The organism is Metapseudomonas otitidis, from assembly GCF_900111835.1.
GTDB lineage: Bacteria > Pseudomonadota > Gammaproteobacteria > Pseudomonadales > Pseudomonadaceae > Metapseudomonas > Metapseudomonas otitidis.
Genome location: NZ_FOJP01000007.1, coordinates 1 through 24,917 on the forward strand (window position 1 = coordinate 1; position 24,917 = coordinate 24,917).

The following is a 24,917-nucleotide window of genomic DNA, read 5'->3' on the forward strand; positions in this document are numbered from 1 at the left end:
TGAATCATGGAGCAAGCTCCACTCATCCGCTCGACTTGCATGTGTTAGGCCTGCCGCCAGCGTTCAATCTGAGCCATGATCAAACTCTTCAGTTCAATACTGCTTGGGTTTTGAGAAAACCCTAAACTTGGCTCAGCAATCGCAAATAAACTCTCGAATTCACGAGTGTTACTTGTGTTGCTGATAATCAGTCGACTACCAGCCTCACATCACAAGCACCCACACGAATTGCTTGATTCAAATTTTTAAAGAGCGTTTCGATCAAGCCTTTCGTCTCAACCGAGGCCGCGCATTCTACAGCAGCCTTTCTTTCTGTCAAGCTGTTTTTCGAAGAATTTTTTCTTTCTACTCAACAACCTGCGCTTCGTTCGATTTCTCTTCCGAAGCGAGGTGCGCATTCTACAGCACCTCTTTCTTCCGTCAAGCTATTTTTCGAAATTTTCTTTTCTACTCAACAACTTAGCTCGCTTGGCAGAGCGTTCCGCTTCAGCGAGGCGCGCATTCTACATGAGTGAAGATGGGTGTAAACCCCCTTTTCGGAAAAAGTTTACGCCCGGCTTCCAGGCCTCTTTATAGAGGTGGCTACACCACCCCTTCCTGCCGCAGACGTTCGATAGCCTCCGCCGACAGCCCCAGCACACGCTCCAGTACGGATGCCGTGTGCTCGCCCAGGCGAGGCGGTGCCATCCGGTACTCCACCGGCGTATCGGAGAGGCGCAGCGGGCTGGCCACCTGGGCCACCGCACCGGCCAGTGCATGGGGCAGTTCGACTTTCAGCCCCCGGGCCAGCACCTGGGGATCCTCGAATACCGCCGCCAGGTCGTTGATCGGTCCGCAGGGCACGCCGACCGCCTCCAGTGCCGCCACCCACTCGGCCGTGGTCTTGAATACGGTGGCCTGGCGGATCAGCGGGATCAGCTCCGCCCGGTTCGCCACCCGTGCCTTGTTGCTGGCAAAGCGCGGATCGTCCGCCCATTCCGGATGCCCGGCCACCTCACAGAACTTACGGAACTGCCCGTCGTTGCCAACCGTGAGGATGAAATCACCATCCGCCGTGGGGAAGTCCTGGTACGGCACGATATTCGGATGCGCATTGCCCAGGCGCCGGGGAGGAACGCCCGTGGTCAGGTAGTTCATCGCCTGGTTCGCCAGGCAGGCCACCTGCACGTCCAGCAGCGCCATGTCGATGTGCTGCCCCCGGCCGGTGGTCTCACGGGCGGTCAGGGCCGCCAGGATGGCCACGCTGGAATAGAGCCCGGTAAGAATGTCCGTCAGCGCCACCCCCACCTTCACAGGCCCGGCGCCCTCTTCCTGGTCCGAACGACCGGTCAGGCTCATCAGCCCACCCAGCCCCTGGATCATGAAGTCGTAACCCGCACGCTTGGAATAAGGGCCGAACTGACCGAAGCCGGTAATGGAGCAATAGATGAGACGCGGGTTGATCGCCTTGAGCGACTCGTAGTCCAGCCCATAGGCCGCCAGCCCACCGACCTTGAAGTTCTCGATGAGGATGTCCGACTCCGCCGCCAGCTTTCGCACCAGCGCCTGGCCCTCCGGCTGGGTGAAGTCGATGGTCACCGACTGCTTGTTGCGGTTGGCCGAGAGGAAGTACGCCGCCTCGCTGGTATCCCGCCCGCTTTCGTCCTTGAGGAAGGGCGGCCCCCAGGCGCGGGTATCGTCGCCACTCCCCGGCCGCTCCACCTTGATCACGTCGGCACCGAGGTCAGCAAGGATCTGTCCCGACCAAGGCCCGGCAAGCACACGGGACAGGTCGAGCACGCGGATATGGGAGAGGGCACCAGCCATGGAATCACCTGCGGAAGAAGAAATAAGCAGAGCCGGGCCCCTCTATATATAGAAGGGCCCGGACAGGGACCGGATCAGAAGAACGCCTGGATACCGGTCTGCGCGCGGCCGAGGATCAGCGCATGCACGTCATGAGTGCCCTCGTAGGTGTTGACCACCTCCAGGTTCACCAGGTGACGGGCGATGCCGAACTCGTCGGAGATGCCGTTACCGCCCAGCATGTCGCGGGCCATGCGCGCGATGTCCAGCGCCTTGCCGCAGCTGTTGCGCTTCATGATCGAAGTGATCTCCACCGCCGCCGTACCCTCGTCCTTCATCCGGCCGAGGCGCAGGCAGCCCTGCAGGGCCAGAGTGATCTCGGTCTGCATGTCGGCCAGCTTCTTCTGGATCAGCTGGTTGGCCGCCAGCGGGCGACCGAACTGATGACGGTCCAGCACGTACTGGCGCGCGGTGTGCCAGCAGAACTCGGCGGCACCCAGCGCCCCCCAGGAGATGCCGTAGCGGGCCGAGTTCAGGCAGGTGAACGGACCTTTCAGGCCACGCACCTCAGGGAACGCGTTCTCCTCCGGCACGAACACGTTGTCCATCACGATCTCACCGGTGATGGATGCACGCAGGCCCACCTTGCCGTGAATCGCCGGCGCGCTCAGGCCTTCCCAGCCCTTCTCCAGCACGAAGCCGCGGATGTCGCCGGCATCGTCCTTCGCCCAGACCACGAACACATCGGCGATCGGGCTGTTGGTGATCCACATCTTGCTGCCGCTCAGGCGATAGCCGCCATCCACCTTCTTCGCACGGGTCACCATCGAGCCCGGGTCGGAACCATGGTTCGGCTCGGTCAGGCCGAAGCAGCCGATCCACTCACCACTGGCCAGCTTCGGCAGGTACTTCTGCTTCTGCGCCTCGCTGCCGAACTCGTTGATCGGCACCATCACCAGGGACGACTGCACGCTCATCATCGAGCGGTAGCCGGAGTCGATGCGTTCCACTTCGCGGGCGATCAGCCCGTAGCACACGTAGTTCAGACCGCTGCCGCCGTACTCCACCGGAATGGTCGCGCCCAGCAGGCCCACTTCGCCCATCTCGCGGAAGATCGCCGGATCGGTCTGCTCATGACGGAAGGCCTCCAGCACGCGCGGCGCCAGCTTGTCCTCGGCGAACTGCTGGGCGCTCTCGCGCACCATGCGCTCCTCTTCGGTCAGTTGCTGGTCCAGCAGCAACGGGTCGATCCAGTTGAAGGAAGCTTTGGCAGCCATGGGCAAGTCCTCGAATAAGGGATGGGATCAGGCGGAGTGTCCGCGCGTTGTGGGGAACAATCCTAGACAGCGCCCCCAAGCCCGGCAAACGAGGTTTTCGCACCCTCTTGTGCTAATTTCTCACTCCGAACGCTTCATAGCCCCGCCAAAGGCCCGTCACTTGTGAGGTAGCCGTACACAATGCGCCGCAAGATTCCCAGCACCAGCGCACTGGTCGCATTCGAATCCGCCGCCCGCCACCAGAGCTTCACCAAGGCGGCCGAAGAGCTGGCCCTCACCCAGAGCGCCATCTGCCGCCAGATCGGCGGCCTGGAAGACTTCCTCGGCATCGAACTGTTCCGCCGCTCCCGACGTGGCGTGAAGCTCACCGAAGCCGGCCTCGCCTACTCCCGGCGCATCGCCAGCCAGCTCGACGCCGTCGAGCGGGACACCCTCGCCGTCATGGGCCAGCAGGGCGCCATGGCCATCGAACTCGCCGTGGTCCCCACCTTCGGCACCCAATGGCTGCTGCCCCGGCTGAAGGACTTCCAGCGCCTGCACCCCGAAGTCACCGTCAACCTCACCAACCGCACCCGCCCCTTCCTGTTCGCCGACACCGACTTCGACGCCGCCCTGCACTTCGGCACCGCCGACTGGTCCGGCACCCAGTCCCACTTCCTCATGCACGAGCATTCCGTACCGGTGTGCAGCCCCAGCCTGCTGGGCGGCCGGACCAGCCTCAGCGCCGAGGACATCGCCCGCCTGCCGCTGCTGCAGCAGACCACCCGCCCCTACGCCTGGCGCCAGTGGTTCAACTCCCTCGGCCTGAACGTCGCCCGCGACCTCAGCGGCCCACGCTACGAACTCTTCTCCATGCTCGCCCAGGCCGCCATGCACGAAATGGGCGTCGCCCTCATCCCCCCCTTCCTCATCCAGCGCGAACTGGAGGAAGGCCGCCTGGTCACTGCCCTCACCCACAGCTGCCGCAGCGACAAGGCCTATTACCTGTTCATCCCCGAGCGCAAGGTCGAGTCCGCCGTGCTCGGCGCCTTCCGCGACTGGCTGCTGGAAGCCGCCGCCCGGTATCGCCAGGAAGCAGGCGAATCCTGAGGCGAAACACCCCACCCAGCGCCCTGTCACGCAAGGTGACAGCCCAGCCCGAATCCCCGCCCGACGCACCAGAACAGGTCATTTCCCCGCGCCCCATCCCACCGCATCACCCACACGGGTGATGCCGCAAATCGCCCATTCAGGCAGTTATGGGCCCCGACCGCGCTGACTAGCATGAAGCCTCCCTCATTCCTTCACTGGAGAGCCGCATGACAACAAGAACAATGCGCGGAATCTTCCGGCCGCACGCGCTGGCCGCCGCCGTGGCACTGGGGCTGAGCGCCCCCGCCTTCGCCATCAACTTCAACATCGGGGAGATCGAAGGGCAGCTGGACTCCTCGCTGTCCGTCGGCGCCAGCTGGAGCACCCGCGCCCCGGACCGGGACTTCATCTCCACCGCCAGCGGCGGCACCGCCCTGTCGCGGACCAGCGACGACGGCCGCCTCAACTTCAAGAAGGGCGAGACCTTCTCGAAGATCTTCAAGGGCATCCACGACCTCGAACTGAAGTACGGCGACACCGGCGTCTTCATCCGTGGCAAGTACTGGTATGACTTCGAACTCAAGGACGAGCACCGCGAGTTCTACGACATCGACGACCACAACCGGAAGGAAGGTGCCAAGGCCTCCGGCGCGCAGATCCTCGATGCCTTCCTCTACCACAACTACAACCTCGGCGACCTGCCCGGCTCGGTCCGGGTCGGCAAGCAGGTGGTGAGCTGGGGCGAGAGCACCTTCATCGGCAACAGCATCAACAGCATCAACCCCATCGACGCCGCCGCCTTCCGCCGCCCGGGTGCCGAGATCAAGGAAGGCCTCATCCCGGTCAACATGATCTACCTGTCCCAGAGCCTCACCGAGAACCTCTCGGCCGAAGCCTTCTACCAGCTGGAATGGGACCAGACCGTCGCCGACAACTGCGGCACCTTCTTCTCCACCTCCGACGTGGTCGCCGACGGCTGCACCGACCGCCTGATCGTCAACGGGCCCGACCTCGCCCCCGGCGTTTCCACCAACACCGGCAGCACCCTCTACATCCCCCGCGCCGGGGACAAGGACGCCCGCGACAGCGGCCAGTTCGGCGTCGCCCTGCGCTGGTTCGTGCCGGAGTTCAACGACACCGAGTTCGGCGCCTACGCCATGAACTACCACAGCCGTGGCCCGGTGTTCAGCACCATCCGCACCACCAGCCCGAGCCTCGCGGTGATCCCCGGTGCACCGGGCGCCCGCTACTTCATCGAATACCCCGAAGACATCCGCCTCTACGGCCTGAGCTTCCAGACCAACATCGAAGGCACCTCCGTGGCCGGCGAGATCAGCTACCGCCCCAACATGCCGCTGCAGCTCAACAGCACCGACCTGTCCTTCGCCGCCCTGGCCGTACCCTCCTCACCGGTGTTCGAGAGTGGCCACAGCAGCAACACCGCCGGCGCCATCATCCACGGCTACGAGCGCAAGCCGGTCACCCAGGCCCAGGTCACCGCCACCCAGTTCGTCGACCAGGTCATGGGCGCCAGCCGTCTCACCCTGGTGGCCGAGGTCGGCTACAACCACATCAGCGGCCTCGACGACGACATCGGCTCCCTGCGCTACGGCCGCGACCCGATCTACGGCCCCGGCCAGCTCTCCTCCCAGGCCACCTGCATCGCCCTCACCGCCTCCAGCCCCGCCCAGCGCGAGTGCAACGACAAGGGCTTCTACACCAGCAACTCCTGGGGCTACCGCGCCCGCGCCGTGCTCGACTACCCCAACGTCATCGCCGGCATCAACCTCAGCCCGAGCCTCGCCTGGTCCCATGACGTCGACGGCTACGGCCCCAACTTCAACGAAGGCTCCAAGGCCATCAGCCTCGGCCTCACCGCCGAATACCAGAACACCTACACCGCCAGCCTCAGCTACACCGACTTCTTCGGCGGCCACTACAACCCCACCACTGATCGCGACTTCGTCGCCCTCAGCTTCGGTCTGAACTTCTGACCCCGCGCATAGGACTCGCACCATGAAAACCATAAGAATCCTGCAAGGTGGCGCACTGGTACTCGGCCTGCTGGCCTGCCAGGTCATGGCGGCCGTCAGCCCCGAAGAGGCCGCCCAACTCGGCACCACCCTCACCCCCCTGGGCGCCGAGAAGGCCGGCAACGCCGACGGCAGCATCCCCGCCTGGACCGGCGGCCTGGCGAAGAACGCCGCACCGATCGACGCCAACGGCTTCCTCGCCGACCCCTTCGCCAGCGAGAAGCCCCTGTTCACCATCACCGCCCAGAACGTCGACCAGTACAAAGCCAGGCTCTCCGAAGGGCAGCTGGCGATGTTCAAGCGCTACCCCGAGACCTACAAGATCCCGGTCTACCCCACCCACCGCACCGCCGCCGCGCCGGAGGCCATCTACGCCGCCGCCCGGCAGAGCGCCCTCAACACCCAGCCGGTGGACGGCGGCAACGGCCTCTCCAACTTCGCCGACAGCCACTACTACGCCTTCCCGATTCCCAAGGACGGCGTCCAGGTGCTGTGGAACCACATCACCCGCTACCGCGGCGGCAACGCCCGGCGCCTGGTGGTCCAGGTCACCCCGCAGACCAACGGTTCCTTCTCCCCCGTGCAGTTCCAGGACGAGGTCGCCTTCCCCGCCGACATGACCGACCTGGACAAGGACAAGGCCGCCAACATCCTTCTCTACTTCAAGCAGCGGGTCCTCGCGCCCTCGCGTCTGGCCGGCAACGTGCTGCTGGTCCACGAGACCATCGACCAGGTCAAGGAGCCGCGCCTGGCGTGGATCTACAACGCCGGCCAGCGCCGCGTGCGCCGTGCGCCCCAGGTCGCCTACGACGGCCCCGGCACCGCCGCCGACGGCATGCGCACCGCCGACAACTTCGACATGTTCTCCGGCGCCCCCGACCGCTATGACTGGAAGCTGATCGGCAAGAAGGAGATGTATATCCCCTACAACAGCTACAAGCTCGACTCCACCAGCCTCAAGTACGCCGACATCGTCCGCCCCGGCCACATCAACCAGGACCTCACCCGCTACGAGCTGCACCGGGTCTGGGAAGTGGTCGCCACCCTCAAGTCCGGCGAGCGGCACATCTACGCCAAGCGCCACATGTACCTCGACGAGGACAGCTGGCAGGTGGCCCTGGTGGACCACTACGACGGTCGCGGCCAACTGTGGCGCGTCGGCGAAGGCCACGCCGAGTACCACTACGGCCAGCAGGTCTCCGCCTACACCCTCGAAGCCCTCTACGACATCATCGCCGGTCGCTACATCGCCCTCGGCCTGAAGAACGAGGAGAAGCACGGCACCGAGTTCGGCTTCAAGGCCAGCGGCGCCGACTACACCCCCGCCGCCCTGCGCAACGCCGGCATCCGCTGAGCACACCGCGCCCAGGGACGGGCGCCCCCTTATGACCCGCCATCACGCCGGCGCATGGGCCTTTGCGCGATGGCAGCGGATGTCTAGCCTGAACGACCACGGTTCACCATAACGACAACACCGAGAACCGCCATGCCCCGCACCGCCCCCCGACCCGACCGTCCCGGCGTGCCCCGCCTGCCGCCCGCGCACGTGCCCCGGCCGCGCCTGGTGGCGCCGCTGCTGGAGCAACCGGCGCGCCTGCGCCTGCTCTGTGCCCCCGCCGGCTTCGGCAAGAGCGTGCTGCTCAGCGAACTGCTGCGGGCCGGCGCCGAAACCCACGACGCCATCGCCTGGATCGGCCTCGGTGGCGAAGCCCTCCCCGTGGAGCGCCTGGTCGCCCAGGTCGCCACCGCCCTGCAGCGCCCGGCCCCCGACCTGCCCCCGCAACAGGCCCTCTGGCAACTGCTGGGCGACCCCTCGCGGCCGCTGTGGCTGGTACTCGACGACTACCCCGCCGACCCGCCACCCGAACTGGACGCCTGCATCGACCTGCTGCTCGCCCGCACCCCACCCAACCTGCAGCTGCTGGTCAGCGCCCGCCAGCGCCCCGAATGGAACCTGCCGCGCCTACTGCTGGCCGGTGACCTGCAAGAGCTGGACGCCGCCCAGCTCGCCCTGACCCGTGACGAGCAGGAGCGCCTGGTGGACCTGATCGCCCCCCAGGCCAACCCGACCCTGCGCGACGAGCTGTGGGCGGAAAGCGAAGGCTGGTGCGCCGGCGTCCGCCTGCAACTGTGCAGCCGCTTCCCCCCGGCCGCCGCCAGCAACGTCGGCGCCCACCACTGCTGGCTCAAGGAATACCTCGACCACGAACTGCTGGCCCGCCTGGACGACGACGAAGCCCGCTGCCTGTTCGCCCTGGTGCACCTGCCCCGGGTCAGCGCCGAGCTCTGCCAACAACTCTGGGAGGACGGCGACGGCGCCGCCCTGTTCGCCCGTCTTCTCGCCCGCCATGCCTTCTTCATGCCGCTGGACGAAGAAGGCCGCTGGTACCGCGTCCTGCCCATCGTCGCCCGGGTGCTGCGCAACCGCCTCGCCCCCGCAGCCGCCACCCACCTGCACCTGGCCGCCTGCCGGGTCTTCATCGCCGCCGGCCAGGTGGAAGACGCCATCGAACAGGCGCTCTGCGCCCAGCAGCCGGAAGTCGCCGCCAACTACCTCGAACACCTCGGCCAGGAATGGCTCACCGGCGAACAGCACCTCGCCCACCTGCTCGCCTGGCGCGACCGCCTGCCCCAGGTGCTGCTGGAAAGCACCCCGCGCCTGCTCACCCTCAGCGCCTGGGCCCTGTTGCTGGCCTGGCGCCTGGACGAGGCCCAGGCCTGCATCGAGCACCTCGGCCGCTTCCTGCCCCAGGCCGACGCACGGCGCAACCGCAAGCTGATCGCCAACGGCCAGGCCCTGCAGGGCGTGCTCACCGCCCTGCGCGGACGCTCCGCCAGCGAAGCCCGGCAGCACTGCCGCGAAGCCCTGGAACACCTGCCCGAACGGGACTGGATGCCGCTGCTGCTGTGCCACTCCGCCCTGGCCCGGCTGGCCATGGCCGAAGGCGAACCCGACCAGGCCGCCGCCCTGCTCCACGACGCCCTCGAACTGGCCCGGCGCCAGGGCAGCGTGCTCTTCGAGGTGCTGATCAACCTCGACCGCATCCGCCTGCTGGTCCTGCGGGGCGAACTCACCCGCGCCCAGAGCCTGGTCACCCAGAGCTTCGCCCTCACCGCCCGGCGCCGGGGCGTCGACGGCCTGCTGCTGGGCCGCCTGCACCTGATCCAGGCCGAACTGCACCTGCTCCACGGTCGCCTCGACGAAGCCGGCCCCGCCCTGGACAGCGGCCTGGAACAGGCCCTGGCCTGCGCCGACCCCTTCGCCCTGCACGGCTACCTCGGCCTCGCCGAACGCAGCTCGCGCCAGGGCGAGTTCGACCAGGCCTTCCTGCACCTGCGCGAAGCCGAGCGGCAGATGCACTGCCGGCAGGTCTGGCGCCTGTGCTTCAACGGCGCCCTCAGCCTGCAGAGCATGCGCGTGCTGGCCCGCCAGGGCCGCTGGGAACGGGTCGAGCCAGTGGGCCTGCGCATCCAGCGCTACTTCGAAGGCGAACACCCCTGGATGGCCCCGCTCGACTACCCCACACTGCCCCTGCGCAACCAGCTGCTGCTGGCCCGGGTGCACCTCAGCGCCGGCCGCCCGCAGCAGGCCGAAGCGGCATTGCGCAGCCTCCTGCAACGCTGCGAGCGCCTGCAGTACCGGCCGCTGGCCTGTGAAGTCGGCCTGGTACTGGCCGAGGCCGCGCGGCAACTCGGCCAGGAGGACGCCGCCCAGCTGGAGCGCGAGGCCCGCCAGCAGGCCTCGGCCCTGGGCCTCAACGGCCTGCTGCAGGAATGGGCCGCCCTGCCGAACGGCACCCCGGCGGCCGTGACGCTGCTCAGCCAGCGGGAACAGGCGGTGCTGCACCTGCTGGCCGAGGGCTGCTCGAACGAAGAGATCGGCGGACGGCTGTTCATCTCGGTCAACACCGTCAAGACCCACACCAAGAAGATCAACAGCAAGCTCGGCGTGAAACGTCGCACCCAGGCCGTGATGCGCGCCAAGACCCTTGGCCTGCTGGTCTGAGGCACCATCGCGACAATCCGCCACACCCACCCCGCACACTCGGCTCAAAGCCCCGTCGCAGAGCGACCTGACCCTGTAGTCAACTATTCACGAAAACTACAGAAGCCCCGGATTTCCGGGACCTTATGGCAACTATAAAAAACGCTGACTAACAGTCACCACGCTGGACACGGCAGGATTGCGCAGCCTTCCCGAGGTTCCGGCGTGCCCGACGTTTTTCCACGAGCCCCGGCGCCTAACGGAAGACAAAAGAACGCCGAAAGGCCCATTAGACAAGGGCTGGAGGCAGATCGAACCTTATCACCGGGAAAACGGTCAGTAGGTGACTTGTAGTTCTTGTTGCGTTTTGCTCCAGAACTCCTTGATGGCCATTCGGTTCACCTGCAAAATGCCGCGCCCGTCCTGGTCGCGCCATGCGCACCCGGCGGCGTCGTGCTGATCCGCCCGCCAGAGCGCCATCGCAGTGCACTGGACTCATAAGTAAAACGATCACGCAGGAGGTTTTTACGTGCACATCGGTGTTCCTCTCGAAACCCAGGCCGGCGAAACGCGGGTTGCCGCGACGCCAGAGACCATCAAGAAGCTGATCGGCCAAGGCCATCAGGTCACCGTGCAGCGCGGGGCCGGCATCAACGCCAGCATTCCCGACGCCGCCTTCGAAGCCGTCGGCGCCACCCTGGGTGATGCCGCTGCCGCCTTCGGTGCCGACCTGGTGCTCAAGGTCGTGGCCCCCAGCGACGACGAAGCCGCCCTGATGAAGGCCGGTGCAGTCCTGGTGGGGATGCTCAACCCCTTCAGCAACGAAACCATCGCCCGGCTCAACGCCCGTGGCCTGACCGCCTTCGCCCTGGAGGCCGCCCCGCGTACCTCCCGCGCCCAGAGCCTGGACGTGCTGTCGTCCCAGGCCAACATCGCCGGCTACAAGGCGGTGATGCTGGCGGCCAACCACTACCCGCGCTTCATGCCCATGCTGATGACCGCCGCCGGCACCGTGAAGGCCGCTCGCGTGCTGATCCTCGGCGCCGGTGTCGCCGGCCTGCAGGCCATCGCCACGGCCAAGCGCCTGGGTGCGGTGATCGAAGCCTCCGACGTGCGTCCGGCGGTGAAGGAGCAGATCGAGTCCCTCGGCGCCAAGTTCGTCGACGTGCCCTTCGAGACCGATGAAGAGCGCGAATGCGCCCAGGGCGTCGGCGGCTATGCCCGTCCCATGCCCGCCTCCTGGATGGAGCGCCAGGCCAAGGCCGTGCACGAGCGCGCCAAGCAGTCCGACATCGTCATCACCACCGCGCTGATCCCCGGCCGCAAGGCCCCGACCCTGCTCCACGAGGCCACCGTCGCCGAGATGAAGCCGGGCTCCGTGGTCATCGACCTGGCCGCCGCCCAGGGTGGCAACTGCCCGCTCACCGAGCTGGACCAGGTGGTGGTCAAGCACGGCGTCACCATCGTCGGCCACGGCAACCTCGCGGCCCTGGTGCCGGCCGATGCCTCCGCGCTGTACGCCCGCAACCTGCTGGATTTCCTCAAGCTGGTCATCGACAAGGACGGCCAGTTCCACCTCAACCTCGAAGACGACATCGTCGCCGCGTGCCTGATGTGCCGCGACGGGCAAGTCGTCCGCACCAACGGCTAAGGGGCAGCGGACATGGACCTGATTTCTGACGGCATCTACAACCTGATCATCTTCGTGCTGGCCATCTACGTCGGCTACCACGTGGTGTGGAACGTGACCCCCGCCCTGCACACCCCGCTGATGGCCGTGACCAACGCCATCTCCGCGATCGTGATCGTCGGCGCCATGCTGGCTGCCGCGCTCACCGTCACCCCCCTGGGCAAGGCCATGGGCACCCTGGCGGTGGCCCTGGCCGCGGTGAACGTCTTCGGTGGCTTCCTGGTCACCCGCCGCATGCTGGAAATGTTCAAGAAGAAAGCGCCGAAAGCGGCTGCGGAGAAACACTGACCATGAGCATGAACCTGATCACTGTTCTCTACCTCGTCGCCTCGGTGTGCTTCATCCAGGCGCTGAAGGGCCTGTCGCACCCGACCACGTCCCGTCGCGGCAACCTGTTCGGCATGATCGGCATGGCCATCGCGGTGTTCACCACCGTCGGCCTGATCTACAAGCTCGGCGCCGAGCTCGCCACCCAGGGCATCGGCTACGTCATCGTCGGCCTGCTGGTCGGCGGCACCGCCGGCTCGATCATGGCCAAGCGCGTCGAAATGACCAAGATGCCGGAGCTGGTCGCCTTCATGCACAGCATGATCGGCCTGGCCGCCGTGTTCATCGCCATCGCCGCCGTGGTCGAACCCCAGTCCCTGGGCATCGTCGCCACCCTGGGCGACGCCATTCCCAAGGGCAACCGCCTGGAACTGTTCCTCGGCGCGGCCATCGGTGCCATCACCTTCTCCGGTTCGGTGATCGCCTTCGGCAAGCTCTCCGGCAAGTACAAGTTCCGCCTGTTCCAGGGCGCCCCGGTGGTGTTCAAGGGCCAGCACATGGTCAACCTGCTGGTGGGCCTGGCCATCCTCGCACTGGGCCTGTACTTCACCTTCACCGGTGACATCCGCGCCTTCGCCGTGCTGGTGGCCCTGGCCTTCGTCATCGGCGTGCTGATCATCATCCCGATCGGCGGCGCCGACATGCCGGTGGTGGTGTCGATGCTCAACAGCTACTCGGGCTGGGCGGCCGCCGGTATCGGCTTCTCGCTGAACAACTCGATGCTGATCATCGCCGGTTCGCTGGTGGGCTCCTCGGGCGCGATCCTCTCCTACATCATGTGCAAGGCGATGAACCGCTCGTTCTTCAACGTCATCCTCGGCGGCTTCGGTGCCGACGCGGACGCCGGCAGCTCGGGCGGCAGCCAGGAGCAGCGCCCGGTGAAGTCGGGCTCCTCCGACGACGCGGCCTTCCTGCTGACCAACGCCGACACCGTCATCATCGTCCCCGGCTACGGCCTGGCCGTGGCCCGTGCCCAGCACGCGCTGATGGAACTGTCGGAGAAGCTGAGCCACCGTGGCGTGACCGTGAAGTTCGCCATCCACCCGGTCGCCGGCCGCATGCCCGGCCACATGAACGTCCTGCTGGCCGAGGCCGAAGTGCCCTACGAGCAGGTGTTCGAGATGGAAGACATCAACTCCGAGTTCGGCCAGGCCGACGTGGTGCTGGTCCTGGGCGCCAACGACGTGGTCAACCCGGCCGCGAAGAACGACCCCAAGTCGCCCATCGCCGGCATGCCGATCCTCGAGGCCTACAAGGCCAAGACCGTGATCGTCAACAAACGCTCCATGGCCAGCGGCTACGCCGGCCTGGACAACGAACTGTTCTACCTGGACAAGACCATGATGGTCTTCGGCGACGCCAAGAAAGTCCTGGAAGACATGGTCAAGGCCGTGGACTGAGATCACACGCCTGCGCTCCACCTTTCCCAGCCCCGGCCTTCGTGCCGGGGTTTTTTATGGGTGGTGCCTAAGGCGGGTACTACGGCGTGCGCTCCTGAATAGCCCACCGGGGAAAGGGGCTGGAGAGCAGCCAAAGGTTGGCATAGCCCTTGGGAAATGACAGGCAGGGAGCGCCCGGTGGGTCGAGCAGGTACAGCCAGGGAAGCAACGGCCGGAAGGACAAACCAGACCCTCCCGGCCACACCGGCCTCAGAGCGGCTGCAACTTCGCGTAGGCCAGCATCAGCCACTTGCTGCCTTCGCTCTCGAACTTCACCTGCACCCGCGCCTGGGCGCCGGCGCCTTCGAAGTTGAGGATGGTGCCCTCGCCGAACAGCGCGTGCTGCACACGCTGGCCGAGGGTGAAGCCGGTCTCCGGCACTTCGGCACCGCTGAACATCGACGGCGTGCGCGGGGCGCTGCCGGCCATCGGGCGGCTGACGGTATTGCCCAGGCGCACTTCGCGCACCAGCGAGGCGGGAATCTCGCGGACGAAGCGCGAGACCTTGTTGTAGGTCTCGCTGCCGTACAGGCGCCGGGTCTCGGCGTAGGTCAGCACCAGGCGCTGCATGGCGCGGGTGACGCCGACGTAGGCCAGGCGGCGCTCCTCTTCCAGGCGGCCGGGTTCCTCCATGCTCATCTTGTGGGGGAACAGGCCCTCTTCCATGCCCACCAGGAACACCAGGGGGAACTCCAGGCCCTTGGCGCTGTGCAGGGTCATCAGCTGGACGCTGTCCTCGAAGGCATCGGCCTGGGCTTCGCCGGCTTCCAGGGAGGCGTGGCTGAGGAAGGCCTGCAGCGGCGTCAGCTCCTCGTCCTCCTCGCTGTTCTCGAAGGCGCGGGCGGCACTGACCAGTTCCTCCAGGTTCTCCACACGGGCCTGGCCTTTCTCGCCTTTCTCTTCCTTGTGGTAGGTGATCAGCCCGGTCTGCTCGATGACGGTCTGGGTCATCAGGTGCAACGGCATCTCCAGGACCTTGGCGGCGAGGTTCTCCACCAGTTCGACGAACACCGCCAGGGCCGACGCCGCGCGCCCCGACAGGCCCTTGTTGGCCAGCAGCAGGCGGATCGCCTCCCACATGGACACGTCCTGGGCGCGGGCGAACTCGCGGATGCTTTCCACGGTCTTCTCGCCGATGCCGCGCGGCGGCACGTTGATCACCCGCTCCAGCGCAGCGTCGTTGCCACGGCCGTCCAGCAGGCGCAGGTAGGCCATGGCGTTCTTGATCTCGGCGCGCTCGAAGAAGCGCTGGCCGCCGTAGATGCGGTAGGGGATCTTCTCCCGCAGCAGCGCCTCTTCCAGCACCCGCGACTGGGCGTTGGAGCGGTAGAGGATGGCGATCTCGCTGCGGGTCATGCCGTCCTTCAGCGCGCTCTCGATGCTCTCCACCACGTAGCGGGCTTCGTCGTGCTCGTTGTAGGCGGCATAGAGGCCCAGCGGCTCGCCGTCCGGGCCGTCGGTCCAGAGTTCCTTGCCCAGGCGGCCGTTGTTGTTGGCGATCAGGGCGTTGGCGGCCTTGAGGATGGCCGCGGTGGAGCGGTAGTTCTGCTCCAGGCGGATGGTCTGCACATCCGGGAAGTCGCTGGCGAACTGCTGGATGTTCTCGATCCGTGCGCCGCGCCAGCCGTAGATGGACTGGTCGTCGTCGCCCACCACCATCAGGCTCTCGCCGCCCTGGGCGAGCAGACGCAGCCAGGCGTACTGTACGGCGTTGGTGTCCTGGAACTCGTCCACCAGCAGGTGGCGGAAGCGCCGCTGGTAGTGCGCCAGCAGGCTCGGCTTGTCACGCCAGAGGTCGAGGGCGCGCAGCAGCAGTTCGGAGAAGTCGATGACCCCGGTGCGCGCGCAGGCGGCCTCGTAGGCCTCGTAGATCTTCAGCATGGTGGCGAGGAACAGGTCGCCGCCGGCCTGGATGTGCTGCGGGCGCAGGCCCTCGTCCTTCTGCCCGTTGATGAACCACTGCGCCTGGCGGGCTGGCCAGCGCTGCTCGTCCAGCCCGAGGTCGCGGATCACCCGCTTGATCAGCCGTTGCTGGTCGTCGCCATCGAGAATCTGGAAGTTCTCCGCCAACCCGGCCTCCTGCCAGTGCGCGCGCAACAGGCGGTGCGCCAGGCCGTGGAAGGTGCCCACCCACATGCCGGCCGGGTTGATGCCCAGCAGCTGCTCGATGCGGTGGCGCATCTCGGCAGCGGCCTTGTTGGTGAAGGTCACCGAGAGGATGGAATGAGGCGAGGCGCCCTCGGTGAGGATCAGCCAGGCGATGCGATGCACCAGCACGCGGGTCTTGCCGGAGCCGGCGCCGGCCAGCACCAGCTGGCGGCCCAGCGGAGCGGCCACAGCCTGCACCTGGGCATCGTTGAGGGACGCGATGAGGAGTTCGGGGTCGTTTTGCATCGCGGCATTCTAGGGGGGCGGCCCAGGCAGGGCAAACCGATGACCGGGCGGTCGGCCAGACGGCACGCAGCCTGCGTGCCAGAGCGCCCGCCAAAAGTTGGGAGGCGCAAGGGAGAAAGGCATCACATAACCCTTTGGCGACTCCGCAGGCTCGGGTAAGCTCCGCCGACGCCTAGGCAACCATTACAAGAACATCGCCTATGACCGCGACTCCTAACCAGGCTTCCCTTGCGTTTGCCGACGACGATTCCGCGCCGCTGCGCCCCCCGTTCGCCGCCGATCTGGCGATCGAGCGCACGCGCCTGCTCTACCAGGGCTCCCGGGTCCCGACCCTGTTCATGCTGCTCAACGGGCTGGCCTGTGCCTGCCTGCTGTGGCGCTCGGAACTGGCGGCCCTGCTCTCCGGCTGGCTGATCTGGCTGGTCCTGCTGGCCGTGCTGCGGCTGACCCAGGTCGCCGCCTTCAACCGCGCCCTGCCCTCGCGCCAGGCCCAGCCGCACTGGCACCGCACCTTCCTGCTCGGCGCCGGCGCCTCGGGGCTGACCCTGGCTTTCCCGGTGGTCTTCCTGGTGCCGGCGGACGCCTTCCTGCAGCAGGCGCTGGTCTACGGGCTCGTCGCCGCCGCCATCCTCTCCGCCAGCGTCGCCTATGCCGTCAGCCTGCCGGCCTTCCTCGCCTTCGCCCTGCCCTGCCTGCTGCCCACGGTCAGCTGGCTGCTCGCCAGCGGCCACCCGATGCTGCGCGGCTGGGGCCTGCTGAGCCTGACCCTGCTGGCGGCGCTGATGGTGGTGGCGCTGCAGGTCAACCGCCTGGTGCGCAACAGCCTGCTGCAGCGCCTGCAGAACCAGGCCCTGATCGACAACCTGGAGCACGCCAAGAGCCGCGCCGAAGGGCTCAATGCCGAACTGGCCCGCGAAGTGGAGCAGCGCCGCCGTGCCGAGCGGGAGCTGCGCGGAGCCCACGACGAGCTGGAGATCCGCGTCGCCCAGCGCACCCTGGAACTGGCCGACGCCACCCACGCCCTGGCCAAGAGCGAGGCGCGCCTGGCCCTGGCCCTGGAGGCCAGCGAGCTGGGCCTGTGGGACTGGAACCTGGAAACGGACGAGGTGCACCACACCCAGCTCAAGGCCATCTTCGGCCTGGAGAGCGACGAGGTGTCCCGGGTGCTCAGCGACCTGCGCCCCTGCCTGCACCCCGATGACGTGCCGCTGCTGCGCCGCGCCCTGGTGGACCACCTCAAGGGCCGCAGCGAGGACTACGCGGTGGACTACCGCGTGCGCCACCGCGACGGCCGCTGGATCTGGGTGGAAGACCGCGGCCGCGCCGTGGAGCGCGACGCGCGCGGGCGTGTGCTGCGCATGGTCGGCACCCGCCGCGACGTCACCGCCCGGCGCCAGGCCGAGGAGCAGCAGCGCCTCGCCGCCACGGTGTTCGAGGCCGCCAGCGAAGGCATCGTCATCCTCGACCCGGACTACCGCCTGCTGGCGGTCAACCAGGCCTTCACCCAGGTCACCGGCTACCGCGCCGAGGAAGTGCTCGGCCGCGCCGTGGCGGAAATCAGCGGCACCCGCGAGAGCCGCCGCCAGTACCACCTGATCCACCAGCAGCTGGAGCACGACGGCTGCTGGCAGGGCGAGCTGGTGGACACCCGCAAGAACGGCGAGCTCTACCCGCAGTGGCTGCAGCTCAACGTGGTGCGCGACTCGCGCGGCCAGGCCAGCCACATCGTCGGCTTCTTCTCCGACCTCTCGGCCCGGCGCGAGGCCGAGGAGCGCCTGCGCTACCTGTCCCACTACGACGACCTCACCGGCCTGGCCAACCGCACGCTGTTCCGCGATCGCCTGCACCAGGCCAGCGAGCGGGCCCGCGAGCACGGCCACGGCCTGGCGCTGCTGCACATCGACCTGGACCGTTTCAAGGTGCTCAACGACAGCCTCGGCCACGAACTGGCCGACCAGCTGCTGCGGCAGATGGGCCGGCGCCTGGCCCAGGCCGCGCCGGAGGCGGACACCATCGCGCGGCTGTCCGGCGACGAGTTCGCGCTGATCCTCGACCGCTACGGCAGCCTCTCCAGCCTCGCGCGCACCGCCAGCCGCCTGCTGGCCAAGCTGCGCACGCCGATGACGGTGGGCGGCGAGGAACTGGTGGTCAGCGCCTCCCTGGGCATCAGCCTGCTGCCGGACAACGCGCGGGAGATCACCACCCTGGTCAGCCAGGCCAACATGGCCATGCAGCACGCCAAGCACCTGGGCGGGAACACCTTCCAGTTCTTCACCGACAACCTGCAGGCCTGCACCCTGGAGCGCCTGCAACTGGAAACCCAGCTGCGCAAGGCCATCGACGAGGGTCAGCTGGAGGTCTTCTACCAGCCCAAGCTGTGCCTGGCCGACGACAGCCTCAACGCTGCCGAGGCCCTGGTGCGCTGGCGCCACCCGCAGATGGGGCTGGTCCCGCCGGGGGACTTCATCGGCCTGGCCGAGGAAACCGGGCTGATCGCCCCCATCGGCGAGTTCGTCCTGCGCCAGGCCTGCCTGCAGGCCCGCGACTGGCAGCGCCAGGGCGTGGCGGACATCCGCGTCTCGGTGAACCTCTCCGGTCACCAACTGCGCCAGGGCAACCTGGTGGCCCTGGTGCGCCAGGTGCTGGCGGAAACCGGCCTGCCGCCGCGCCTGCTGGAACTGGAGCTGACCGAGAGCCACCTGCTGGAGAACGTCGAGCACGTCATCGCCACCTTCCACCAGCTGCGCGAGCTGGGGGTGAAGCTGGCCATCGACGATTTCGGCACCGGCTACTCGTCCCTGAGCTACCTCAAGCGCTTCCCGGTGCACTACGTGAAGATCGACCAGACCTTCATCCGCGACCTGTCGCTGGGCGGCGAGGATGCCGCCATCACCCGCGCCATCATCGCCATGGCCCACGGGCTGGAACTGAAGGTGGTGGCCGAGGGCGTGGAGACCACCGAGCAGCTGGACTTCCTCAAGGAGCAGGGCTGCGACGAGATCCAGGGCTACCTGCTGAGCCCGCCGGTGGAAGCTTCGGCCTTCACCGCGCTGCTCCGCGAACAAAGCGCTACGCTGTGGCGCTGACCGGTTCCGGCAGGTCGCGCAGCAGCAGCCCGTGCTCCAGGTCGAGGTCGGCAGGCAGCGGGATGTAGAGGACGTGGCCGTCCCCCGGCGCCACCTCGCGGCGGCTGCCGTCGCCGGCCTGCAGCCCATGGAGGATGAAGCCGAGGTTGCCGGCGGGGGTCATCAGCTCCAGGCGGTCGCCGACCTCGAAGCGGTTCTTCACCACCACCTCGGCCAGTTCGCCCCGACGCACGCCGGTCAGCTCGCCGACGAACTGCTGGCGCGACGGCCGCGAGCTGCCGAAGGCGTAGTTCTGGTAATGGTCGTGGGTGTGCCGGCGCAGGAAGCCCTCGGTGTAGCCCCGGTTGGCCAGTGACTCCAGGCGCTCAAGCAGGCGCGGCTCGAAGGGCCGGCCGGCCACCGCGTCGTCGATGGCCTGGCGGTAGGCCTGGGCCGTGCGGGCCACATAGAAGTACGACTTGGTGCGCCCCTCGATCTTCAGCGAATGCACCCCCATGGCCACCAGGCGCTCCACGTGCTGCACGGCGCGCAGGTCCTTGGAATTCATGATGTAGGTGCCGTGCTCGTCCTCGAAGGCGGGCATGAAATCGCCGGGGCGGGTCTCGTCCTCCAGCAGGAAGACCCGCTCGGTGCTCGGCCCCTCGCCCAGGGTCGGCGCCGGCTGGCAGGCGTGGACGATGTCGCCGAGGGTGTCTTCCCGCGCTTCACCGGCCTTGTACTGCCAGCGGCAGGCGTTGGTGCAGGTGCCCTGGTTGGGGTCGCGGTGGTTGATGTAGCCGGAGAGCAGGCAGCGTCCGGAATAGGCCATGCACAGGGCGCCGTGGACGAACACCTCCAGCTCGATGCCAGGCACGGCCTGGCGGATCTCGCCGATCTCCTCCAGGGACAGCTCGCGGGAGAGGATCACCCGCTCCAGCCCCTGGCGGTGCCAGAACTCGACGCTGGCCCAGTTCACCGCGTTGGCCTGCACCGACAGGTGGATGGGCATCGCCGGGAAGTGCTCGCGCACCAGCATGATCAGCCCGGGGTCGGACATGATCAGCGCATCCGGCCCCATGGCCACCACCGGCTCCAGGTCCTTGAGGAAGGTCTTCAGCTTGGCGTTGTGCGGGGCGATGTTGACCACCACGTAGAAGCGCTTGCCGGCGGCATGGGCCTCGGCGATGCCCAGCGCCAGGTTGGCGTGGTCGAACTCGTTGTTGCGCACCCGCAGGCTGTAGCGCGGCTGCCCGGCGTAGACGGCATCGGCGCCGTAGGCAAAGGCGTGGCGCATGGACTTGAGGGTGCCGGCGGGGCACAGCAGTTCGGGGGCGGGAAGGCGGGACATGGGCGGTGCTCGTGACGCGAAAAATCGCGCATTCTAGGCAAGCCCCAAACCACGGGTATTGCGCTGGAGCAATGCCGCTGCACGCCCACAACGCCGTGACCGATCGATGCGGTTCGCCGAGCTCACCGCATCCTACGGGCCTGCTCGATTCGTAGGATGGGCTGAGCGGTGCGAAGCCCATAGTTGGCGCTGCGGCCCCCTTTAGTGGTCCATCAGCGGAGCCAGACCGAGCCCAGCCGGTGACGTCCAACCTAGGCAGCGGTCTGGCTCTTTTGTAGGAGCTAATTCATTCGCGAAGGGATGGGGCTCAGTCGTTCCACGCCCGTCCCTGCAGCTCCAGCAGGCTGTGGGCCTGTTCCGGGCCGCTGGAGCCGGCGGGGTAGCTGCGGGGGCTCTGGTAGTGCTCGTGCCAGCCTTCGAGGATCGGGTCGACCCAGCGCCAGGCGGCCTCCACCTCGTCGCGGCGCATGAACAGCGTCGAGTCACCCTCGATCACGTCCAGCAGCAACCGCTCGTAGGCATCCCAGCGCCGCTGGCTGAAAGCCTGGGCCAGGTTCAGGTCCAGCTCCACCGGTTCCAGGCGCATGCCCTTGCCGGGGTTCTTGGCCATCAGTTGCAGGCTGATGCGCTCCTCCGGCTGCAGGCGGATCAGCAGGCGGTTGGCCTCGCCGCCGTTGAACAGGCGGTGGGGCACCGGCTTGAACTGGATGACGATCTCCGAGTACTTGCGCGCCAGGCGCTTGCCGGTGCGCAGGTAGAAGGGCACGCCGGCCCAGCGCCAGTTGTCGATCTCCACCTGCAGGGCGACGAAGGTCTCGGTGTCGCTGTCGTTGTCGACGTTCTTCTCGAAGTAGTAGGCCGGCACTTCCTGGCCGCCGATCTTGCCGGCGCTGTACTGGCCGCGCACGGTCTTGTCCTGTACGTCGAGCCCGGAGATGGGCTTGAGCGCTTCGAGGATCTTCACCTTCTCGTTGCGCACCGCCTCGGCGTCGAAACGTACCGGCGCCTCCATCGCCACCAGGCAGAGCAGCTGCAGCAGGTGGTTCTGCACCATGTCGCGCATGGCGCCGGCCTGGTCGTAGTAGCTGCCGCGGTTCTCCACGCCCAGGGTCTCGCACACGCTGATCTGCACGTGGTCGATGTGGCCGGCGCGCCAGATCGGCTCGAACAGGGCATTGGCGAAGCGCAGCGCCATGAGGTTCTGCACCGTCTCCTTGCCCAGGTAGTGGTCGATGCGGAACACCTGGGATTCGCTGAACACCTTGCCGATGGCAGCGTTGATGGCGCGGGCCGACTCCAGGGAATGGCCGATGGGCTTCTCCAGCACGATGCGGTCGTCCGGCCCGCCGAGCCCGGCGATCTGCAGGTGCCGGGCGATGTCCTCGAACAGGCGCGGGGCGATGGCCAGGTAGTGGACGCGGGTGCGCCCCTCCAGCGGGCCGAGGTGGCGCGCCAGGCGGCCGAAGTCGGCGCTCTGGGACACGTCCATGGCGAAGTAGTCCAGCCGCTCGGCGAACCCGGCCCAGGCCTGCTCGGTGAACTCGGCACGGGCCACCTGGGCGCGGCAATGGCGCTCGGCCAGGGCGCGGTAGCGGTCGATATCCAGGGGATTGCGGGCAATGGCGAGGATGCGCAGCTGCGGATGCAGCCGGCCGTCGCGATGCAGGTGATAGAGCGCCGGCAGCAGCTTGTGAAGCGCCAGATCGCCGGTGCCGCCAAAGACCAACATGTCGCAAGGCTGGGTCACGTGTGCACTCCTGCGTGGTTTGCCTGGGCGGGGAAGCGGGTCATGTAGTATAACTACACGGTCACTACAGCCTGACCGTCGCCGATCATAACCGAGTTGCCCGGCCGAATAGATCGCGACCTGCGGCGTACTTCCCCACTTCGAAGAGCCTGCCCAGTGAATCTGCTGCAACATATCGCCCAATCGCGCCATCTGCTGCGCAAGTCGGAATTGAAAGTCGCCGATCACGTCCTGCTCGACCCCGCCGCCGTCATGCACAGCTCCATGGCCGACCTGGCGCAGAGCGTCGGGGTCAGCGAGCCCACCATCGTGCGCTTCTGCCGTGCCATCGGGTGTGGCGGCTTCCAGGACCTCAAGCTGAAGCTGGCGCAGAGCCTGGCGGCGGGCGCCAGCTTCGGCCAGTTCGCCATCCACGAGAACGACTCGGTGGCGGACTTCAGCCTGAAGATCTTCGACACCACCCTGCACACCCTGATGGACGTGCGCGAGAAGCTCGACCCGCAGGCCCTGCAGGCCGCCATCGCCGCCTGCGCCCAGGCCCAGCGCGTGGAGTTCTACGGTTTTGGCGCCTCCGGTGCGGTGGCGGCCGATGCCCAGCACAAGTTCTTCCGCCTGCTGCTGACCGCCGCGGCCTATTCCGACCCGCACATGCAGGCGATGTCGGCGGTGACCCTCAAACCCACCGACGTGGCCATCTGCATCTCCCAGTCGGGCCGCTCCAAGGACCTGCTGATCACCGCCAACCTGGTCCGCGAGACCGGCGCCACGCTGATCACCCTGTGCCCCAGCCAGACCCCCCTGGCGGACCTGGCCACCGTCAACCTGGCCATCGACGTGCAGGAAGACACCGAGATCTACACCCCGCTGACCTCGCGCATCGCCCACCTGGTGGTGATCGACGTACTGGCCATGGGCGTGGCCATGGCCCGTGGCCCGAGCCTGGTCAACCACCTCAAGAGCGTGAAGCGCAGCCTGCGCAGCCTGCGTCTGTCGCCGAAGTCGATCAAGAACGCCGAGGACTGAGCCGCCCGCTGAAAGCGACCGGCTAGAGCGTGCGGATCGAGGTGCGGATGGCCCGCGCGCACTCGATCACCGCCGGCGCCAGGCGGCGCTCAGCTTCCTCCTGGGTCCAGCGACTGGTGGGCGCCACCACGTGCACCGAGGCCACCGGGCGGCCCTGGCTGCCGAGGATCGGCGCCGCGATGGTCATGTCGCCCTGGAACAACTCCTCGTTGTTGATCGCGTAGCCCTTGGCCCGGGTGATCGTCACCTGCGCCAGAATCGCCTCCGGGTCCACCAGCGTCTGCTGGGTGTGCCGCTTCAGCTCGCTGGCGGCCAGTAGCTCGCGTACCTCCCCGTCCTCCAGCGCACTCAGGTAGGCCCGGCCGGAGCCGGTGCAGTACATGGGGATGCGGCTGCCGATGGGCATGTGGATGGGAATGAACTTGGGCGCCACGAAGCGCGCCACGTAGACCATCTCCACCCCGTCGGGCTCGGTGAGGTTGGTGGTCTCCCCGGTGATCTGCGCCAGCTCGGCGAGGAAGGGATTGGCCACGTCCACCAGGGTGTCGGCGGCGAGGTAGTTGTAGCCGATCTCCATCACCCGGGGCGTGAGCTGGAAGCGCTTGGTCTGCGGGTGCTTGCAGACGTAACCCAGGGCTTCGAGGGTGTGGATCATCCGCTGCGCGGAGCTCTTGTTGATGCCCGCGGCCTCGGCCACCTCCGCCAGGTTCATGGTGCGGCGTTGCGCGTTGAACGCCCGCAGCACGGCCAGGCCTTTCTCCAGGGATTGGTTGAACAGGGCATTGTCGTTGTCGTTCACAGCGGCTCTCTTGGTTATTCGCCACAAAGTATCGATATTCGATATTTATAAATCTCTTTACGATTTCTGTAAATCACTTATAGTCGGTTCAACGCCTCCTGCCGATACAGACGAGGCTATCCACACGCGCACAACGACAACAAGCAGCGTTTGATGGGAGAACCGCCATGCATCCTCGCCTCCGTGCCCTCACCTGTGCCTGCGCCCTGATCGCCGGCCTCGCCTCCTTCACCACCCAGGCCGACACCTTCCGCGTCGGCGCCACCGCCACCGGCGTGCCCTTCACCTTCCTCGACGTCAAGAGCCAGCGCATCCAGGGGATGATGGTGGACGCCGCCGAAGCCGTCGGCCGCGCCGGTGGCTTCGAGGTGGACATCCAGCAGACCACCTTCGCCGCCCTGATCCCCTCGCTGACCGCGAAGAAGATCGACGTCATCTCCGCCGCCATGCTGCGCACCCCAGCGCGGGAGAAAGTGGTGCAGTACTCCGACCCGGTGTTCAGCTACGGCGAGGGCCTGATCGTCCGCGCCGACGACGCCACCGCCTACACCCGCATGGAGGACCTCAAGGGCGAAGTGGTGGGCGCCCAGGTGGGCACCGTGTTCATCGACGAGCTGAACAAGCGCGGCATCTTCAAGGAAGTGCGTGGTTATGACTCCATCGCCGACCTGATGCGCGACCTGGCGCTGGGGCGGATCAAGGCCGGCTTCGCCGACCACCCGATCCTCGCCTACCAGATGGCCCAGGGCACCCAGGACAAGGTGCGCCTGGTGCAGGGCTACCAGCCGGTGATCATGGGCGACGTCTGCCTGATCGTGCGCAAGGGCGAGCCGCAGACCCTGGAACGGGTCAACCGGGGCATCGCCGCCATCAAGGCCGACGGCACCCTCGCCGGCATCATCGCCAAGTGGAAGCTCGACTGAGCCCACCCTGC

16 protein-coding genes and 1 rRNA gene are annotated in these 24,917 nt (G+C 67.2%); 10 read left to right on the forward strand and 7 right to left on the reverse strand.

Going from position 1 to position 24,917, the window contains the following annotated elements; translation table 11 throughout:
* The 3 genes from BM198_RS09910 to BM198_RS09925 all read right to left on the reverse strand — a co-directional run.
* Positions 1 to 95, reverse strand: a 16S ribosomal RNA gene (locus BM198_RS09910); the annotation flags it as partial.
* 487 nt (positions 96 to 582) lie between these two features.
* Positions 583 to 1,806, reverse strand: a complete 1,224-nt coding sequence (locus BM198_RS09920) for a CaiB/BaiF CoA transferase family protein (protein ID WP_074969650.1) — start codon at positions 1,804 to 1,806, stop codon at positions 583 to 585.
* A 74-nt stretch (positions 1,807 to 1,880) separates the two neighbouring features.
* Positions 1,881 to 3,062, reverse strand: a complete 1,182-nt coding sequence (locus BM198_RS09925; RefSeq protein ID WP_044403414.1) for an acyl-CoA dehydrogenase — start codon at positions 3,060 to 3,062, stop codon at positions 1,881 to 1,883.
* 180 nt (positions 3,063 to 3,242) lie between these two features.
* On the opposite strand from BM198_RS09925, the gene BM198_RS09930 reads away from it, so the two are divergent.
* From BM198_RS09930 to BM198_RS09960, 7 genes are all read left to right on the forward strand, one after another.
* Positions 3,243 to 4,151: a LysR family transcriptional regulator gene (locus tag BM198_RS09930; RefSeq protein WP_044403416.1), complete on the forward strand. Its 909-nt coding sequence runs from the start codon at positions 3,243 to 3,245 to the stop codon at positions 4,149 to 4,151.
* Between the two features lie 209 nt (positions 4,152 to 4,360).
* Positions 4,361 to 6,127, forward strand: a complete 1,767-nt coding sequence (locus BM198_RS09935; protein ID WP_074969652.1) for a DUF1302 domain-containing protein — start codon at positions 4,361 to 4,363, stop codon at positions 6,125 to 6,127.
* 22 nt (positions 6,128 to 6,149) lie between these two features.
* Positions 6,150 to 7,520 carry a DUF1329 domain-containing protein gene (locus BM198_RS09940; RefSeq protein WP_044403420.1) on the forward strand — a complete coding sequence of 457 codons (1,371 nt, stop codon included), beginning with the start codon at positions 6,150 to 6,152 and terminating at the stop codon, positions 7,518 to 7,520.
* A 132-nt stretch (positions 7,521 to 7,652) separates the two neighbouring features.
* Positions 7,653 to 10,172: a winged helix-turn-helix domain-containing protein gene (locus tag BM198_RS09945; RefSeq protein WP_074969654.1), complete on the forward strand. Its 2,520-nt coding sequence runs from the start codon at positions 7,653 to 7,655 to the stop codon at positions 10,170 to 10,172.
* Between the two features lie 508 nt (positions 10,173 to 10,680).
* Entirely contained in the window at positions 10,681 to 11,802 is a 1,122-nt protein-coding gene (locus tag BM198_RS09950; RefSeq protein ID WP_074969656.1) for a Re/Si-specific NAD(P)(+) transhydrogenase subunit alpha, read from the forward strand.
* Positions 11,803 to 11,814: 12 nt separating this feature from the next.
* Positions 11,815 to 12,129, forward strand: a complete 315-nt coding sequence (locus BM198_RS09955) for an NAD(P) transhydrogenase subunit alpha part 2 (RefSeq protein WP_044405771.1) — start codon at positions 11,815 to 11,817, stop codon at positions 12,127 to 12,129.
* Between the two features lie 2 nt (positions 12,130 to 12,131).
* A complete protein-coding gene (locus BM198_RS09960) occupies positions 12,132 to 13,568 on the forward strand; it encodes an NAD(P)(+) transhydrogenase (Re/Si-specific) subunit beta (protein ID WP_044405769.1) in 1,437 nt (478 codons plus the stop codon).
* Positions 13,569 to 13,817: 249 nt separating this feature from the next.
* On the opposite strand, the gene uvrD is transcribed toward BM198_RS09960, so the two are convergent.
* Positions 13,818 to 16,001 (reverse strand): DNA helicase II, encoded by a 2,184-nt coding sequence (gene uvrD / locus BM198_RS09965; RefSeq protein ID WP_044405767.1) that lies wholly within the window; start codon positions 15,999 to 16,001, stop codon positions 13,818 to 13,820.
* A 200-nt stretch (positions 16,002 to 16,201) separates the two neighbouring features.
* Here uvrD and BM198_RS09970 point away from each other — a divergent pair, with 200 nt between their 5' ends.
* Positions 16,202 to 19,087: an EAL domain-containing protein gene (locus BM198_RS09970; protein WP_083422364.1), complete on the forward strand. Its 2,886-nt coding sequence runs from the start codon at positions 16,202 to 16,204 to the stop codon at positions 19,085 to 19,087.
* On the opposite strand, the gene trhP is transcribed toward BM198_RS09970, so the two are convergent.
* Together trhP and zwf are read right to left on the reverse strand one after the other, a co-directional pair.
* Positions 19,071 to 20,414: a prephenate-dependent tRNA uridine(34) hydroxylase TrhP gene (trhP, locus tag BM198_RS09975; RefSeq protein WP_074969658.1), complete on the reverse strand. Its 1,344-nt coding sequence runs from the start codon at positions 20,412 to 20,414 to the stop codon at positions 19,071 to 19,073. The two genes, BM198_RS09970 and trhP, sit on opposite strands and share 17 nt — an antisense overlap.
* 307 nt (positions 20,415 to 20,721) lie before the next feature.
* Positions 20,722 to 22,143, reverse strand: coding sequence for a glucose-6-phosphate dehydrogenase (gene zwf / locus BM198_RS09980; protein ID WP_222902168.1), 1,422 nt, complete (start codon positions 22,141 to 22,143; stop codon positions 20,722 to 20,724).
* Positions 22,144 to 22,317: 174 nt separating this feature from the next.
* Between zwf and hexR the strand changes: the two genes are divergently transcribed.
* Positions 22,318 to 23,184, forward strand: coding sequence for a transcriptional regulator HexR (gene hexR / locus BM198_RS09985; protein ID WP_044405761.1), 867 nt, complete (start codon positions 22,318 to 22,320; stop codon positions 23,182 to 23,184).
* 22 nt (positions 23,185 to 23,206) lie between these two features.
* Here the strand turns inward: hexR and BM198_RS09990 are convergent, their stop codons facing one another.
* Positions 23,207 to 23,983, reverse strand: a complete 777-nt coding sequence (locus tag BM198_RS09990) for an IclR family transcriptional regulator (RefSeq protein ID WP_074969660.1) — start codon at positions 23,981 to 23,983, stop codon at positions 23,207 to 23,209.
* A 167-nt stretch (positions 23,984 to 24,150) separates the two neighbouring features.
* On the opposite strand from BM198_RS09990, the gene BM198_RS09995 reads away from it, so the two are divergent.
* Positions 24,151 to 24,906 carry an ABC transporter substrate-binding protein gene (locus BM198_RS09995; protein ID WP_074969662.1) on the forward strand — a complete coding sequence of 252 codons (756 nt, stop codon included), beginning with the start codon at positions 24,151 to 24,153 and terminating at the stop codon, positions 24,904 to 24,906.
* Positions 24,907 to 24,917: the final 11 nt, after the last annotated feature.